This is a genomic window from Desulfuromonas soudanensis (assembly GCF_001278055.1).
Classification (GTDB): Bacteria; Desulfobacterota; Desulfuromonadia; order Desulfuromonadales; family WTL; genus Deferrimonas; species Deferrimonas soudanensis.
Map to the genome: position 1 here is coordinate 859,664 of NZ_CP010802.1, position 13,288 is coordinate 872,951.

The 13,288-nt window shown below is 62.6% G+C and carries 11 protein-coding genes; 7 read left to right on the forward strand and 4 right to left on the reverse strand.

The window, feature by feature from the left end; translation table 11 throughout:
- Nucleotides 1-4: 4 nt before the first annotated feature.
- The gene (locus DSOUD_RS03655; protein ID WP_053549728.1) at nucleotides 5-751 is read right to left on the reverse strand and encodes a hypothetical protein; all 747 of its coding nucleotides are present in this window, start codon (nucleotides 749-751) and stop codon (nucleotides 5-7) included.
- A 183-nt stretch (nucleotides 752-934) separates the two neighbouring features.
- On the opposite strand from DSOUD_RS03655, the gene DSOUD_RS03660 reads away from it, so the two are divergent.
- Nucleotides 935-2,167 carry a cytochrome c biogenesis ResB family protein gene (locus DSOUD_RS03660; RefSeq protein WP_053549729.1) on the forward strand — a complete coding sequence of 411 codons (1,233 nt, stop codon included), beginning with the start codon at nucleotides 935-937 and terminating at the stop codon, nucleotides 2,165-2,167.
- 83 nt (nucleotides 2,168-2,250) lie between these two features.
- On the opposite strand, the gene DSOUD_RS03665 is transcribed toward DSOUD_RS03660, so the two are convergent.
- Complete coding sequence (locus DSOUD_RS03665; RefSeq protein ID WP_053549730.1) at nucleotides 2,251-3,378, reverse strand: DUF362 domain-containing protein; 1,128 nt, start codon at nucleotides 3,376-3,378, stop codon at nucleotides 2,251-2,253.
- Between the two features lie 259 nt (nucleotides 3,379-3,637).
- Here DSOUD_RS03665 and DSOUD_RS03670 point away from each other — a divergent pair, with 259 nt between their 5' ends.
- From DSOUD_RS03670 to DSOUD_RS03680, 3 genes are all read left to right on the forward strand, one after another.
- Entirely contained in the window at nucleotides 3,638-4,648 is a 1,011-nt protein-coding gene (locus tag DSOUD_RS03670) for an SPFH domain-containing protein (RefSeq protein ID WP_232426491.1), read from the forward strand.
- Nucleotides 4,608-7,895 (forward strand): AAA family ATPase, encoded by a 3,288-nt coding sequence (locus tag DSOUD_RS03675; RefSeq protein ID WP_053549731.1) that lies wholly within the window; start codon nucleotides 4,608-4,610, stop codon nucleotides 7,893-7,895. The genes DSOUD_RS03670 and DSOUD_RS03675 overlap by 41 nt, the downstream gene beginning before the upstream one ends.
- Before the next feature lie 65 nt (nucleotides 7,896-7,960).
- On the forward strand, nucleotides 7,961-8,404 hold the full coding sequence (locus DSOUD_RS03680; RefSeq protein WP_053549732.1) for an Hsp20/alpha crystallin family protein: 444 nt from the start codon (nucleotides 7,961-7,963) through the stop codon (nucleotides 8,402-8,404).
- Between the two features lie 107 nt (nucleotides 8,405-8,511).
- Here the strand turns inward: DSOUD_RS03680 and DSOUD_RS03685 are convergent, their stop codons facing one another.
- Nucleotides 8,512-9,645 carry a mechanosensitive ion channel family protein gene (locus DSOUD_RS03685; RefSeq protein WP_053549733.1) on the reverse strand — a complete coding sequence of 378 codons (1,134 nt, stop codon included), beginning with the start codon at nucleotides 9,643-9,645 and terminating at the stop codon, nucleotides 8,512-8,514.
- A gap of 137 nt (nucleotides 9,646-9,782) precedes the next feature.
- Here DSOUD_RS03685 and DSOUD_RS03690 point away from each other — a divergent pair, with 137 nt between their 5' ends.
- Nucleotides 9,783-11,723 (forward strand): aconitate hydratase, encoded by a 1,941-nt coding sequence (locus tag DSOUD_RS03690; protein WP_053549734.1) that lies wholly within the window; start codon nucleotides 9,783-9,785, stop codon nucleotides 11,721-11,723.
- A 187-nt stretch (nucleotides 11,724-11,910) separates the two neighbouring features.
- Here the strand turns inward: DSOUD_RS03690 and DSOUD_RS03695 are convergent, their stop codons facing one another.
- A complete protein-coding gene (locus DSOUD_RS03695) occupies nucleotides 11,911-12,486 on the reverse strand; it encodes a recombinase family protein (protein WP_198300359.1) in 576 nt (191 codons plus the stop codon).
- A 94-nt stretch (nucleotides 12,487-12,580) separates the two neighbouring features.
- Between DSOUD_RS03695 and DSOUD_RS03700 the strand changes: the two genes are divergently transcribed.
- On the forward strand, nucleotides 12,581-12,844 hold the full coding sequence (locus DSOUD_RS03700) for an AbrB/MazE/SpoVT family DNA-binding domain-containing protein (protein WP_053549735.1): 264 nt from the start codon (nucleotides 12,581-12,583) through the stop codon (nucleotides 12,842-12,844).
- The gene (locus DSOUD_RS03705; RefSeq protein ID WP_053549736.1) at nucleotides 12,841-13,248 is read left to right on the forward strand and encodes a putative toxin-antitoxin system toxin component, PIN family; all 408 of its coding nucleotides are present in this window, start codon (nucleotides 12,841-12,843) and stop codon (nucleotides 13,246-13,248) included. The genes DSOUD_RS03700 and DSOUD_RS03705 overlap by 4 nt, the downstream gene beginning before the upstream one ends.
- The last annotated feature ends 40 nt before the right edge of the window (nucleotides 13,249-13,288 follow it).

A 13,288-nucleotide genomic window follows, 5' to 3' on the forward strand; every position in this document is an offset into this window, starting at 1 on the left:
TTCCCTATTTGGTCTTGGTCGCCGCCGGAAGTCCAGCGGGCTCGACGGCTATATTGTCGAAAAAGACCGGCTGGCGGTCGGCGGTCCCGTCGCGAAAGAGGACCAGGTGAATCATGCGGGAATTCGGCGAGGTGGTGAAGGTGAAGGTCTGCTCCGTCCAGTCGCTGCTCCCTTTGAGTTTGATGCCGGATTGCTGCCCGGTCTGATGCTCCCGGAGCATCGCTTCGGTGAACTGCTCGCCGATCCACAGGAACTCGTCGAATTCGAGGATGCCGATCCCCGCCGAGCCCCCCTCGGGGAGTTCCCCTTTGTAACTGAAGCTCAGCTTATACCTCTGCTGCGGCTCCACGCCGAGGGGGGCGAAAAACCCCACCGATTCCAGTCCCTTGATTCCCCGCACTGCCCAGGCCTTCCCCTCCTTCTCTCCCCCCCGGGAGACGACGCCCGAGGTGCGCAGCACATGATCGATATAGGCGGCCCAGACCCCCTGCTCCTGGCTCTTTTCGTCCTCCGGACGGAATTCGGCGACCCGGGGGAAGAGGGAGAGCTGGGGCTCGCCGTCGAAGGTTTCGGCGACCGGCGGCGCCGGTGGCGCCGGTTCCTCCCCGGCGGCCGTTTCGGTCGCCGGGGCGCCGGGTTCGGCCACGGGAGAAGGGGCGGTGTCGGTTGTGGACGATTCCTGGCGGGAGTTGCAGCCGGAAAGGAGGATGAGCAGGATCAGGAGGAGGATCGGGAGGCGCAGAAAGGTCATGACGGCGATAATCCTGGGTAAGGGGTCGGCAGGCTGAAGATTCCGCATTATAGAGCCAAACCGGCGAAGGAGTCAGCCAAAAACCGTTCCTCCGGGTCGCTTGCCCGAGATCGGCAATAATGCTAGACTCCCGGGAAATTCGCCGGTCAAGGCTTATCCACCCTTTGCGGACGTGTCGTTCCCATGATCCTTTCCTTTCTCAGCTCGCTGCGCCTCACCCTGACTCTCCTCCTCGGTCTTGCCCTGGTCGCGGTGGCCGGCACCCTGAAGCCGTTTGCCGGAGGGCGCTACGACCTCTTTTATCAGAGTCCCTGGTTCCGGTTGCTGCTGGCCCTTCTGGCACTCAACATGGCGGTCTGCACCCTCAAGACCATTCGGCGCAATCTGCGGGAGAAGAGGAACGCCCTCGAGCTTCTTCGTGGGGAGCAGGTCTTTGCCGTCCCCCTGCGCTACGTTCTCCCCGGGAACCCCTCCCTTGACCTGCTGGAAAAAGGGCTCGCCGGGCAGGGGTACCGCATCGATCGCAGTGGCGGGGTCCTTCTCGGCCGGCGCGGACTGGCGGGGCGCTGGGGATCGACTCTGGTGCACCTGTCGGTGCTGGCGATCATGATCGGGGCTCTCGGTGCCGGTCTGGGCTTTGTCGGTACCCTCAACATGTACGTCGGCGACCGGAGCGCCGTCTATTTCGACTGGGACCGCCAGGAGGATCTCCCCCTGGGGTTCGAGTTCCGTCTCGACAGCTTCGAGCCTCTCTACTACCCCATCGAGCTGCAGTTCGTCGCCATCGATCCCGAGACCCGCCAGGTCATTCAAGCCTACACCACGAGCGAGGGGGAGACGGTGGACCTGCCGACGCCGGGGGTGCGGGCCCGGGTGATTAAATTCATCCCCGAGGATGAACATCTTGTCCTCGCCATCTCCCGGGGAGGTGCCGAACTCGGCGAGTATCATACCTTCGGCGGAACGAAGGCGCTCTCAAACCCCATCGATCTCGGTTTCGAAATACGTCCGTCGGCCTTTCGCACCCCGATCCTCCGCCAGCTGCACAGCGAGGTGTCCATCCTGGAAAAGGGGGAACGGGTCCAGCAGGGGGTCATCGAGATCAATCATCCCCTGGTGCACCGGGGAGTCGCCATCTACCAGACCGCCTACGCCCGCGACGAAAAGGGGTTCTGGTCCGCCGGGTTCCAGTTCTCCCGGGACCCCGGCGAGCCGGTGGTCTGGGTCGGCTGCATCCTGCTGATTCTCGGCCTGCTGGCCGCCTTTGCCATCCCCTACCGGGCCGTGGGGGTGAGCCGGATCGGCGGCGAAACGCTGCTGCTGGCCCTGGCCGGTTTCCGTGGTGCGGGGGGGAGCGGCGCCTTCGACGATCTGGAACGGGGGGTGGCCGCGTCCCTTGCGGAGAAGGCAAGCTGACTTTTGGGCAATATATAAAAAAAGGAACGGCCGGTCATCTTTGACCGGCCGTTCTTTTTTGAAGATGGGTCTTTTTTTCGCTCTTACCACCCCTTCCCCTTCGGCTCGAGTTTCACCAGGTCGTATTCCCGGCTCCCGGCGCCGATCTTCTCAGCGTGCGCCAGGGTGATCTCCCAGTCGATGTCGGGGTGGACGCCGCGGAACTTGTCGCCGCCGGGCTCGGCACCGCTCTGCAGGGCGGTCCCCGGGAGGCCCGGGGCGGCGTTGACGAGGTCGGCGCAGGCCTGGTCGAGGGCGACGGGGTCGGTGGAGACGGCGATGCCGATGTCGGCGACGATGGGGGCGTCCGTGTGGCCGTAGCAGTCGCAGGCCGGGGAGAGCTGGGTGATGAAGTTGACGAAGAGTTTTTTCCCCTCCTTGCCGTGGAGGGCCCCGAGGGCGTATTCGGCCATCTTCTTCATCACCTGCGGCGGCCCCTCGTTCCACTGGATCTGGATCGCCTTCTCCTGGCAGACGGTGATGCAGCGTCCGCAGCCGGCGCACCTGTCGGGGTCGATCCGCGCCTTCCCCTCGATGAAGGTGATGGCGTCGTGGACGCAGGCCTTGAGGCAGGCGGCGCAGGAGGTGCAGAACTTCTCCGCCACCTTCGGCGCGACGTTGGAGTGCTGTTTGAGCTTCCCCTGACGGCTCGAACACCCCATGCCGAGGTTTTTCAGGGCGCCGCCGAAGCCGGTGAGCTCGTGGCACTTGAAGTGGGAGACGGTGATCAGGACGTCGGCTTCGAGGATGGCGCTGGCGATGTCGACCTGATGGAGGATTTCGCCTTCGATCGCCACCCGGCGGGCACTGTGGCCGCGCAGGCCGTCGCACATGATGAGCGGCGCCCCGGCGACGGCGTAGGCGAATCCGTTCTCGATGCCGCAGGTCAGTGCCGAGACGGCCTCCTTGCGCTCGCCGGGGTAGAGGGTGCAGGAGTCGGTGAGAAACGGTTGGCCGCCGAGGCTCTTCACCCGGTCGACCACCCGGCGCAAAAAGGTCGGCCGGATGTAGGCATGTCCCCCTTTTTCGCCGAAGTGGATCTTGATGGCGGTCAAGTCGCCGCGGGCGACGAGGCCTTGGATCCCGGCCTCGTCGAGGAGGCGCTCGAGCTTGCCGAAGAGGTTTTCTTTGTGGCCGGCCCGCATGTCGGCAAAGTAGACGGTGCTGCGCATGGCTGCTCCTTTTTCGTTTCCCCGCCGGGGCGGAGGAGGAGATACGTCAAAACATTTCCAGACGTTACCACAGCTGAAATGTTTGATCAAATGCATTAGGAGAAACGTTGTTCTGAAATTTTATTGAATTTTATTCAGCCCTTTCTGTGAGCCTCCGGTTCTTGTCTATCTGTCCTCTGGGTCGGTCGTTTCTCCGGAAGCAAAAGTGCAATCAAAAAGTGTTATAATGATTCCGAGACTTTTGCCGAGGAGGTTTGATGTGGAACCGGAACAGCGCTTTCGCCTGCTGCAGCGGGCCCGGCTCAAAAAACTCTTTAAACGCACCCTGCTCCTTCTCCTGGCCGGACTCCTCCTCTACTACTGCGTCGCCCTGGTCTACGCCACAAAGACGATCTACAAGGTGCGGCGCAACTATGCGGTGATTCTCGAGGATCTCTCCGGAGATCGGCGGGTGGTGCAGGAGGTCGGCTGGCATTCCCGCCTCCCCTTTTTCACCCGTCTCGAACTGGAAGTGCCGTTGATGAACCAGCAGGTTTATCTCGGCGGCGTCCAGGAAGGGGAGCGGATCATGAGCCGCGGCAATGTGGCCCTGTGGACCAGCGCCATGCTCACCTACCGCATCGCCGACCTGCAGCGCTGGGGGATCGAGAACAAGTCGCCGCAGACCCTGCTGCAGAACGACTTCGACGGCATCGTCAAGGACGTGATGCAGAGCCAGACCGTCGACGAGCTGATCTCGGGCCGGGAGCGGATCAAGGAGCAGATCTACCGCGATCTCAAGGACCGGCCGATCAACGAGGGGGGGCCGACCCTGGAGCAGAAGTACGGGATCGAGGTCGTCTCCTTCGTGCTCCGGGACACCCGCTTCGGCGAAAAGCTCACTGAAGCCAGCGAGGAGAAGAAACGTCGGGAACTGATCGCCGAGGCGGAAAACTACGCCGCCGATCTCGAAGCCAGCCGCACCCGCAAGCTCTACGCCGCCTACCGGGACGGGGTACAGGAATTCCGCGACTCCCTGGGGCTCAAGGGGGAGAACGACCGCTTCCTCTTCGACTTTCTCAACCAGCAGCGCTGGGCGGCGGCCTACGAGAAGAACCAGCAGGGGCAGAACACCTTCGTGCTGAACAATACCGCCGGCTCTCCCCCCGTGGTCCTGCCGAACCCCGCCGGCACGACCGGAAAGGATCTGACGACCGTCCATGGCCAAACCCCGCAAAACAAGAAGCCCGGTGTACGTCCGGCTCCCGGAGAAGCGCATCAGGCAGATTGAGGCGCTGGTCGCCGGGTGGGGGTTCGAAACCCGCCTTTTCGTGCTGCGCCGCCTGCGCCAATACGATCCGTCCCGCTCCTTCTTCAGCCTCCTCTTTGCCTGGTTGCGCCGCCTGCTCCATCCCCAGGAGCGCAGTTTCAAACTCCTGCGCGACCCCGAGCAGCTCTCCGACTGGCGGCGTCGTTTCGAGGTGGCCGGGTCGCAGAGCGCCCTGGCAGCCTGGAACCGGATCCTCGAAAAAGAACTCGACTGGCACGATTACCAGTACCTGGTCTTCCTCCTCGAGCGGGAAACCGCCGATATCTACGTCCCTCCGTCCTTCCTCGAAATCTTCCGCAAGATCTACCACGCCCACATTCTCAAGGAGTACACCGAGGATCCGGCGGTCCCCCGCGCCCCCCTGGTGCTGGTGATCGGCGGCTCGGGGAGCGGCAAGAGCGCCACGGTGCGTCAGGCCCTCGAAGAGGCGGTGTTTTCCTCCGAGGTGCGGCCGGTGGTCGATCTGCAGGCGCAGTGCGACGAGGTGCTGGCCGACCAGCCGTTCTGGCGGAGTCTGGAGGAGGTCGATCCGGAACTGGCGGTGCGAATCGAGCGCCGGCGCAAGGCCGAACGCCTGCGCCTCTGGGCCCGTCTGCCGGGGTTCAAGTATTTCTTCCGCGAGAGGATCGGCCAGGCCCTCTCGGCCCTCGAAGAGGAGGGGGTCTGGGTCGACTACGCGATGATCACGCCCAACGATTATCAGACCGCCTGGGCCGGAGAGCCCGGCAACTACCTGCGCAAGGCGATGGGCGATCCCCAGCGCACCTGCATCCGCCACATCGAGGAGGCCCACAGCGCCTTCGGCCGCCCCGATCAGATGAGCAGCGTCAAGGGGCAGCAGGCGACCCTCGTCGATGCCGCCAACATCCTCCTCGACGAGATCTCCTTCGGCCGCCGCGACTGCCTGCTGATCGCCACCAGCGACCAGCCCGAGCAGTTCGACCCCGCCGTCTACCGCCGTTTCGTCGAGCGGGGGCTGGTCCTCGATGTCGGCGAACTCTGGGACGATGCGGCGAGTCTGCAGGAGGTGGTGCGGATGGAGCTGCGCCGCCACAATTTCACCTTCGGCACTCTCCCGGGGAGCGGGGGGCGCACGCTCAGCGAAGCCGATCTGGCCGGGACGGTGGCACGCCTGGCTCCCATCTTTCGCGAGCGCAGCCTGCGCATTACCCCGGCCTATGTGCGCCGGCTCATCGACTCGATCATCGCATTGCGCGGCGATTATTCCCTGGCCGACCTCGACGACCAGTTCCTGGTCCGCGACGCCCTCAAGGCGGTGGCGCGCAACGCCCACGGCACCCTCTACAAGAAGGTGGTCGGCCACCTGGAGAGGGGGATCCGCTGGGAGGACTACATCGGCGCCATCAAGAACGAATTTTCCGAGATGGCCAACAATGCCCTCTTCTACAACGTCAACGACGAAAAGGGGGTGGTCCTCACCGGCCCCCCCGGCTCGGGGAAGACCTACATGGTGCGGGCCTGGCTGGGGGACAACCGCGAGGTGCAGGATCTGGTGGTCAATCTCGGCGACCTGGCCGATCCGGTCAATCCCCTCGAGGGGATGGTCGACAACCTGGAGCGGGTCTACGACATCGCCAAGATGCTCTCCCCGGCGATGGTCTTCTTCGACGAAGGGGATTCCGTCGCCCCGCGGCGCTCATCCCAGGGGGGAAACCCCTACGACAAGGTCACCAACCGCTTTCTCTCCATCATCGACGGCGAATCCCCCCTCTCCCGGGTCTTTACCGTTCTGACCACCAATCGCCTCGATATCCTCGATCCGGCGCTGATCCGCTCCAAGCGTCTCAAGGTCCTCGCCGTCACAGGCCACATGCGGGACGAGGACGCCCTGCGGATCATGCGCAAGGAGATGGCGGGGATCCCCCTTGCCGAGGGGCTGGGGTTCGAGGAGATGGTGCGCATCGCCCGCAGCCTCTGCGAGACCCCGGCCGACTTTACCGCCTATGCCGAGAAGGTGCGCTCCCTGCGCGCCACAGAGATCGAGGTGATCGGCAAGCTGATGGAGGCGGTGCGCGGCTCGGAGGAGGAGCGGGTCCGCTTCGTGCGCTTCAACTACAAGACCCTCCTCGGGCTCCTCGAAGGGGGGGACGGGGAGCCGGGACTGGCGCTGCAGTGTCGCCACGGCGAGGAGGGGCTCCTCTCGGTTCTCGACGGGGTGGCGCAGCTGCTCGAGCATGTGCGGGAGGTGGGGATCTATCCGGTGACCCGCTGGCACCTGGCCAGCGCCCGGGCGCAGCTCGGCGCCAGCCCGACCCGGAGGGGGAAGCAGCAGCTCGACGAGTTTCTCGAGACCGAACTCTCCCGCGAGCCGCAGGTCGGCTTCGTGGTCGGCGTCGGGGCCAACGACGTCAGCGGCGTCCTCCTTCCCGTCGCCTCGGCCCTGGTTTACCGGGTCTTCCCCGAAAAAGTCGTGGTCACCGGCGCCGTCTCCTCCGCCGCTGCCGGCGCGGCGGAACTCGACCTGGCGGTGCAGATGACCCGGCAGAGCGCCCAGGAGGCGCTGACCCTGGTGGAAAATTACCTGCAGTCCCTGGCTCCGCAGCACAACGTCTCCCGGCTCCTCGGCGAGTTTCTCGAAGGGTACACCATCCATCACCAGCTCCTCTCCGCCTCCTACAACGTCGGCGGGCCGTCGGCGGGATTTGCCCTGGCCATCAATACCCTCTCGGTCCTCCTCTGCCTGCCGGTCCTCAACGATTTCGGCATCACCGGCGCGCCGTGGATCAAGGGGGCGCAGGCGGGGGAGGTCGGCGCCTCGGTGATCATCGGCGGCCACCGCAAGAAGGCGGAAAAGGTTCTGCAGTACCTGCGCCGGATGTACATGCCGCTGCAGAACTACCAGGATCTCGAGCCCGAGGTTCTCGACGCCTATCGCCTCGAAGGACGGGACATCCGCGGCGTGCGCAGCTTCTCCGCCCTGGTTCCCGAGGTCTTCGATTTCGGTCCGGAGCATCGGGGGCGCCAGTCGCTCTTTATGGAGCGGCGCATCGCCGCCGATCTGGGGGGAGGGGCGGCGGACCAGCTCGCCGAGATGGAGGTGCAGCTGCGCGGGGAGGCCGAAGAGGAGCTTCGCCGCCGGCTCGAGGCGTTGCGGAGATTTGTCTCAGCGGGGACGGCGCATGGTCATCTCAGCCTTGAGGCGTTGTTCGAAGTCGACAAAAAACCCGATCTGAAGGGACGGGCTTGAAATGCGGAACATTCGGTGGCAAAATCAAGAAGTTTTTCATCCCATGTTGCCCAGGAGCTGAAACGATGGCCATCGTCAACCCCGATCCGATGCTGGAATTGAAACTGATGCAGGAGAAGATGGACCGGCTCTTCGATCCGAACCGGGCGGGGGGCTACGGCGAGCCGCTGGAGTCGGGGGTCTGGCAGCCGGCGGTGGACATCTACGAGGACGATCGCGAGGTGGTGGTCAAGATGGAACTCCCCGAGGTGGAGCAGAAGGACATCGACCTCCATATCGAGGGGAATACCCTGATCATCCAGGGGGAGCGCAAGCTCGAGAGGGAGGAGAAGAAGCAGAATTACCACCGCATCGAGCGCTGCTACGGCACCTTCCGCCGCAGTTTCGTCCTCTCGGCCAGTGTCGACCAGGAGAAGGTCCGGGCCACATGCAACCAGGGGGTCCTCAAGGTCGTCCTGTTGAAAAAGAACCGGGGCGAGGCGCGGCAGATCGATATCGAAGCCGACTGAACATCTGCCCCCCACATCACGATTCAATAAAAACGGCGACCTTTAAGGTCGCCGTTTTTTGTTATTCCCGAGCCGGCTGCAAAATCGTTTGTTTCTCCAATCGGCCGTCAAATTACGAGTTTTTCGCTCTCGACCCTATCCTCCGACGGGCTCCTGGTTTCCCCGCCGGCCAGGTAAACCGTGCGGCTCGGGAAGGCGAACTCGAGCCCCATCCCTTCGAGGATATCCATGATCTGCAGGCAGACGTCCTCCCGCGCTGCGAGGTACTCCGCCCAGGCGGTGGTGGTGGTGAAACAGTAGACGAGGATGTCGAGGGAGGAGGCGCCGAATTCGGTGAAGTTGACGAGGGAAAACTCCTGATCGATGGCCGGATGGCTGCCGAGCATGGCGCGGATGGCGGCGACGGCGTCGCGCATCTCTTTCGGCGTCGTCCGGTAGGTGACGCCGATGGTGAGCATGATGCGCCGCTTCGGCATGCGGCTGAGGTTGTCGATGGCCATGTTGGTGATAGTGCTGTTGGGGACGCTGACCAGGGTCTTGGCGAAGGTGCGGATCTTGGTGGAGCGAAAGCCGACCTCCTCGACGGTTCCTTCGATGTCCCCGGCCTTGACCCAGTCGCCGATATGAAAGGGACGGTCGAGGATGATCATCAGCGAGCCGAAGAGGTTGGAGATCGTGTCCCGGGCCGCCAGGGCCACGGCGAGGCCGCCGATGCCGAGGGAGGCCAGAAGGGTGGAGATGGAGAAGCCGAGGCTCTGTATGGCCATCAGAACCGCCATGAAGACGATGAAGATTCTCAGACTCTTGCGCACGAAGGGGAGGAGATTGTCGTCGAGGGTCGACTCGGTGCGGCTGACCAGGGTACAGAGAAAGGTATTGAGAACCGCCACCAGGTTGAAGAGGACCCAGGCCATATCGAAGATAACGAGAATTTTGAGAAAGGTTGCCGCGAAGCCGGGGAGATCCACCGGCTCCGGCGGCAGCTGGAGAATCTGCACCGCGGCAAAGAGTCCGGCGATGACGACGAGAAATTCCGCCGGCTTGCGGATGCAGTCCAGGGCCTGGTCGTCGTAGCTGGTCTCCGTTTTGCCGGCGAAGGGGAAGAGGACGGTGACAAAGAGGTGGCCGAGGACCTTTTTGAGGATCAGGGTCAGGATGAGCAGGGCAAAGGCGGCGGCGAAGCGGCCGAGGGCGATGCCGAGAAAGGTTTGGGAGAAAAGCTGCGACAGGGTTTCGAGCATGAAAGTCCTCCGGGGGAAAAGAGTGCCCCCTTTCTTAACAGATGGTGGCCGCCGATGCAAGGCTCGCCGTCCCTGCAGAGGGAGGAGAGCCTGCTAGAATGGAGGTAATCCACACACCCTAAAATAGAGGAGAAATGATGAAGGGCGAAAATCTCACACGAAAAATACTCGCCGCCCATCTTGCCGAAGGGGAACTGACCCCCGGCGAGGAGATCGCCATCAGGATCGACCACACCCTCCTTCAGGACGCCACGGGGACGATGGCCATGCTCGAGTTCGAGACCCTGGGGCTCGAACGGGTGAAGGTCGGCCTGGCGGCCCAGTATGTCGATCACAACCTGCTGCAGACCGACAACAAGAATGCCGACGACCACCGGTATCTGCAGACCGCCTGCGCCCGCTACGGCATCCACTTCTCCCGTCCCGGCAACGGCGTCTCCCATCAGGTGCACATGGAGCGCTTCGGCCGTCCGGGGCTGACCATGATCGGCGCCGACAGCCACACCCCCGGCGCCGCCGGGGTCAGCATGCTCGCCATCGGCGCCGGCGGCCTCGACGTCGCCCTGGCCATGGCCGGCCACCCCTATCACCTCCCCTGCCCGAAGGTCCTCGGCGTCCGGCTCACCGGGAAGCTCCCCGACTGGGTGAGCGCCAAGGACGTCATCCTCGAGATGCTCAGGCGCTACGGCGTCAAGGGGTGCGTCGGCAAGATCCTCGAATATCACGGCCCCGGGGTGGCCACCCTCTCGGCGACGGACCGCGAGACGATCGGCAACATGGGGACCGAACTCGGCGCCACGACCACCGTCTTCCCCTCCGACGCGCGGACGAAAGAGTATCTGCAGGCCCAGGGACGGGGGGACGCCTGGCAGGAGCTCTCGGCCGACCCCGGCTGCTCCTACGACGAGGAGGCAGAACTCGACCTTTCCCAGGTCGAGCCCCTCATCGCCTGCCCGACCTCCCCGGGGAACGTCAAGCGGGTGCGGGAGGTGGCGGGGGTCAAGGTCGACCAGGCCATCGTCGGCTCGAGCGTCAACTCCTCCTTCCGCGACCTGATGGTGGTGGCCCGCATCGTCGAGGGGCGCCATGCCCATCCGGAAACTTCCTTCCACATCAATCCCGGGAGCCGCCAGGTCCTGGAGAACATCGCCGACCAGGGGGGCGTCATGCCGCTCCTCCTCGCCGGGGCCCGCATCCACCAGAGCGGCTGTCTGGGGTGCATCGGCATGGGGCAGGCGCCGGGGACAGGTCAGGTGAGCCTGCGCACCTTTCCCCGCAACTTCCCCGGCCGCTCGGGGACCAAGGACGATCAGGTCTACCTCTGTTCCCCGGAGACCGCCGCCGCCGCGGCCCTGAAGGGGGTGATTACCGATCCCCGCGACCTCGGCAGGGAAATGGCCTATCCCCGGATCGAGGATCCGAAAAAATACCTCGTCGACGAATCGTCCATCCTCTTCCCCAACTCTGACGGGGAAAAAACCGAGATCGTGCGCGGCCCCAACATCAAACCCCTCCCCGACTTCGAGCCTTTGCCCGAAACCCTCGAGGCCGAAGTGGTGCTGCAAGTGGAGGACAACGTCTCCACCGACACCATCATGCCGGCCGGCAACAAGGTTCTCCCCCTGCGCTCCAACATCGAGGCGATCAGCGAGTTTGTCTACTACCAGATCAACCCCGATTTTCACAGGGAGTGCAGGGAGAAGGGGAACGTGATCGTGGTCGGCGGCGAAAACTACGGGCAGGGTTCAAGCCGCGAACATGCCGCCCTGGCGCCGCGCTTCCTCGGCGTCCGGGCCAAGATCGTCAAGAGCTTCGCCCGGATCCACAAGGCCAATCTCTGCAACTTCGGCATCCTGCCGCTGACCTTCCAAAACCCCGACGACTTCGCCCTCTTCGAAAAGGGGAAGACGGTGCGCTTCCCCGGGGTGAAGAAACACCTCGAAAAAGGGGCGACGGAAATTCCTGTGGAAATCGACGGGAAGACGGTTCTCACCTCCCTCGACGTCTCGGAACGCCAGCGCCGAAACCTCATCGCCGGCGGAACCTTGAATCTGGTGCGTCGGGAGCTGAAGAAATAAAACGGTCCGGATTCAGGCCGCAAAGGCAAAAGCCGCCCGGTCAGCCATGGCTGATCGGGCGGCTTTTGTGTTGGAAAAAAGGAACTGGGTTAAGCACTTAACTTCACCACCTGGACGCTGTTGTAGAATCTCGAAAGTCAGCCATTTTCGAACACCAAGGCCCCCGATTTGGCACTCGAGGGCCTTTTCAGACACTTTGTGGGCGGCTCTCTGTGTAGAGTCTGTAGACTGATGAGCGGCTGATGCCGTAATGCTCAGCGATCTCAGTCTTGCTGCACCCTGGAGCTTCAAAGTCTCTGATCAGGTCCTGAATTTCCTGTTTTTTCAATTTCGGCCTGGCGCCAAACTTTACGCCCCTGGCTATTGCCTTGATGCGGCCCTCAGTAGATCGCTCCTTGATCAACTCCCGTTCGAACTCGCCAATGGCTGCGAGAATATTGAACTGGAGCCGTCCATACATTGTCGTTGTGTCGATTCCCTGGTCAAGGACCACCAAATCCACCTTTTTGGCTTCAAGCTTCTGGACAATTCCTGCCAAATCAACCACCGATCGAGCGAGGCGATCGAGCTTGGTTACCACAAAAACGTCTCCGTCCCGCACGAAATCGAGGGCGCTCTGCAGCTCCGGTCTACCCTTGGTTGATTTTCCGGAGACCTTTTCATGGAAAATCCGATTGCAGTCCGACAGCCGATCCAGTTGGACATCGAGCCTTTGCCCGGACGAACTGACCCTTGCATAACCGATTCGCATTCCCGTCGCCATAGCGTCCTCCTTTTTTGTCTGTGTGATTTCGCTTGTCGTTGACTGTGGCATCCGCTATGATCTTACCAGTAAGAACAACAAGGAGGAGGATTCTATGGGAACCCTGGCAACAACCAAAATGTCGTCCAAAGGGCAAGTCGTTATTCCCGAAGAGGTACGAAAGCGACTCAACCTCAAGGCCGGTGCACAATTCGTTGTGGTTGGCGAGAATGATGTCGTCATCCTGAAATCGATTTCCCAGCCATCGATTTCGGAATTTGACGAGCTCATCGCCAAGGCCCGTCGGGAAGCCAAGGCTTCAGGTTTGAAGCAGAACCATATCGAGGAAGCCATCGCCCAGGTGCGCGGACGGAAATGAGAATCGTCCTTGACACCAACGTCTTCATTTCCGGGATATTCTTCTCCGGGCCACCCCATCGTATTCTCCAGGGGTGGCGAGACGGACGGGTTCATTTGGTGCTCTCGCCTGAGATTTTTGAGGAGTACCAGAGAGTTGCGGAGGTTTTGCATAAGCAATTTCCTGCGGTGGATTTATCGGCAATCCTTGATTTGGTGCTCGTCGAAGCAGAGATGTGCCAGGTTGAGCCTCTTTCCGAGGCGGTCTGCGCTGACCCGGATGATGACAAATTCATTGCCTGTGCCTTGTCCAGTGGCAGCAAGTTGATTGTCAGCGGTGACAAGCATCTTCTCGATGTCGCGGGGTACCGGGGGATCGAGATCCTTAAGCCGAGACCATTTGTGGACAAACATTTACTCGACTAGCCAAAAATTCCGGGCAACGCTGCTACCGATTCCGACAATT

What these genes read in the sequence shown, in the direction of transcription:
- DSOUD_RS03690 (WP_053549734.1), top strand. Translation starts at nt 9,783, where the DNA reads ATGAAGGGCGAAAATCTCACACGAAAAATACTCGCCGCCCATCTTGCC.
- DSOUD_RS03680 (WP_053549732.1), top strand. Translation starts at nt 7,961, where the DNA reads ATGGCCATCGTCAACCCCGATCCGATGCTGGAATTGAAACTGATGCAG.
- DSOUD_RS03705 (WP_053549736.1), top strand. Translation starts at nt 12,841, where the DNA reads ATGAGAATCGTCCTTGACACCAACGTCTTCATTTCCGGGATATTCTTC.
- DSOUD_RS03700 (WP_053549735.1), top strand. Translation starts at nt 12,581, where the DNA reads ATGGGAACCCTGGCAACAACCAAAATGTCGTCCAAAGGGCAAGTCGTT.
- DSOUD_RS03660 (WP_053549729.1), top strand. Translation starts at nt 935, where the DNA reads ATGATCCTTTCCTTTCTCAGCTCGCTGCGCCTCACCCTGACTCTCCTC.
- DSOUD_RS03665 (WP_053549730.1), bottom strand. Translation starts at nt 3,378, where the DNA reads ATGCGCAGCACCGTCTACTTTGCCGACATGCGGGCCGGCCACAAAGAA.
- DSOUD_RS03685 (WP_053549733.1), bottom strand. Translation starts at nt 9,645, where the DNA reads ATGCTCGAAACCCTGTCGCAGCTTTTCTCCCAAACCTTTCTCGGCATC.
- DSOUD_RS03655 (WP_053549728.1), bottom strand. Translation starts at nt 751, where the DNA reads ATGACCTTTCTGCGCCTCCCGATCCTCCTCCTGATCCTGCTCATCCTC.
- DSOUD_RS03695 (WP_198300359.1), bottom strand. Translation starts at nt 12,486, where the DNA reads ATGGCGACGGGAATGCGAATCGGTTATGCAAGGGTCAGTTCGTCCGGG.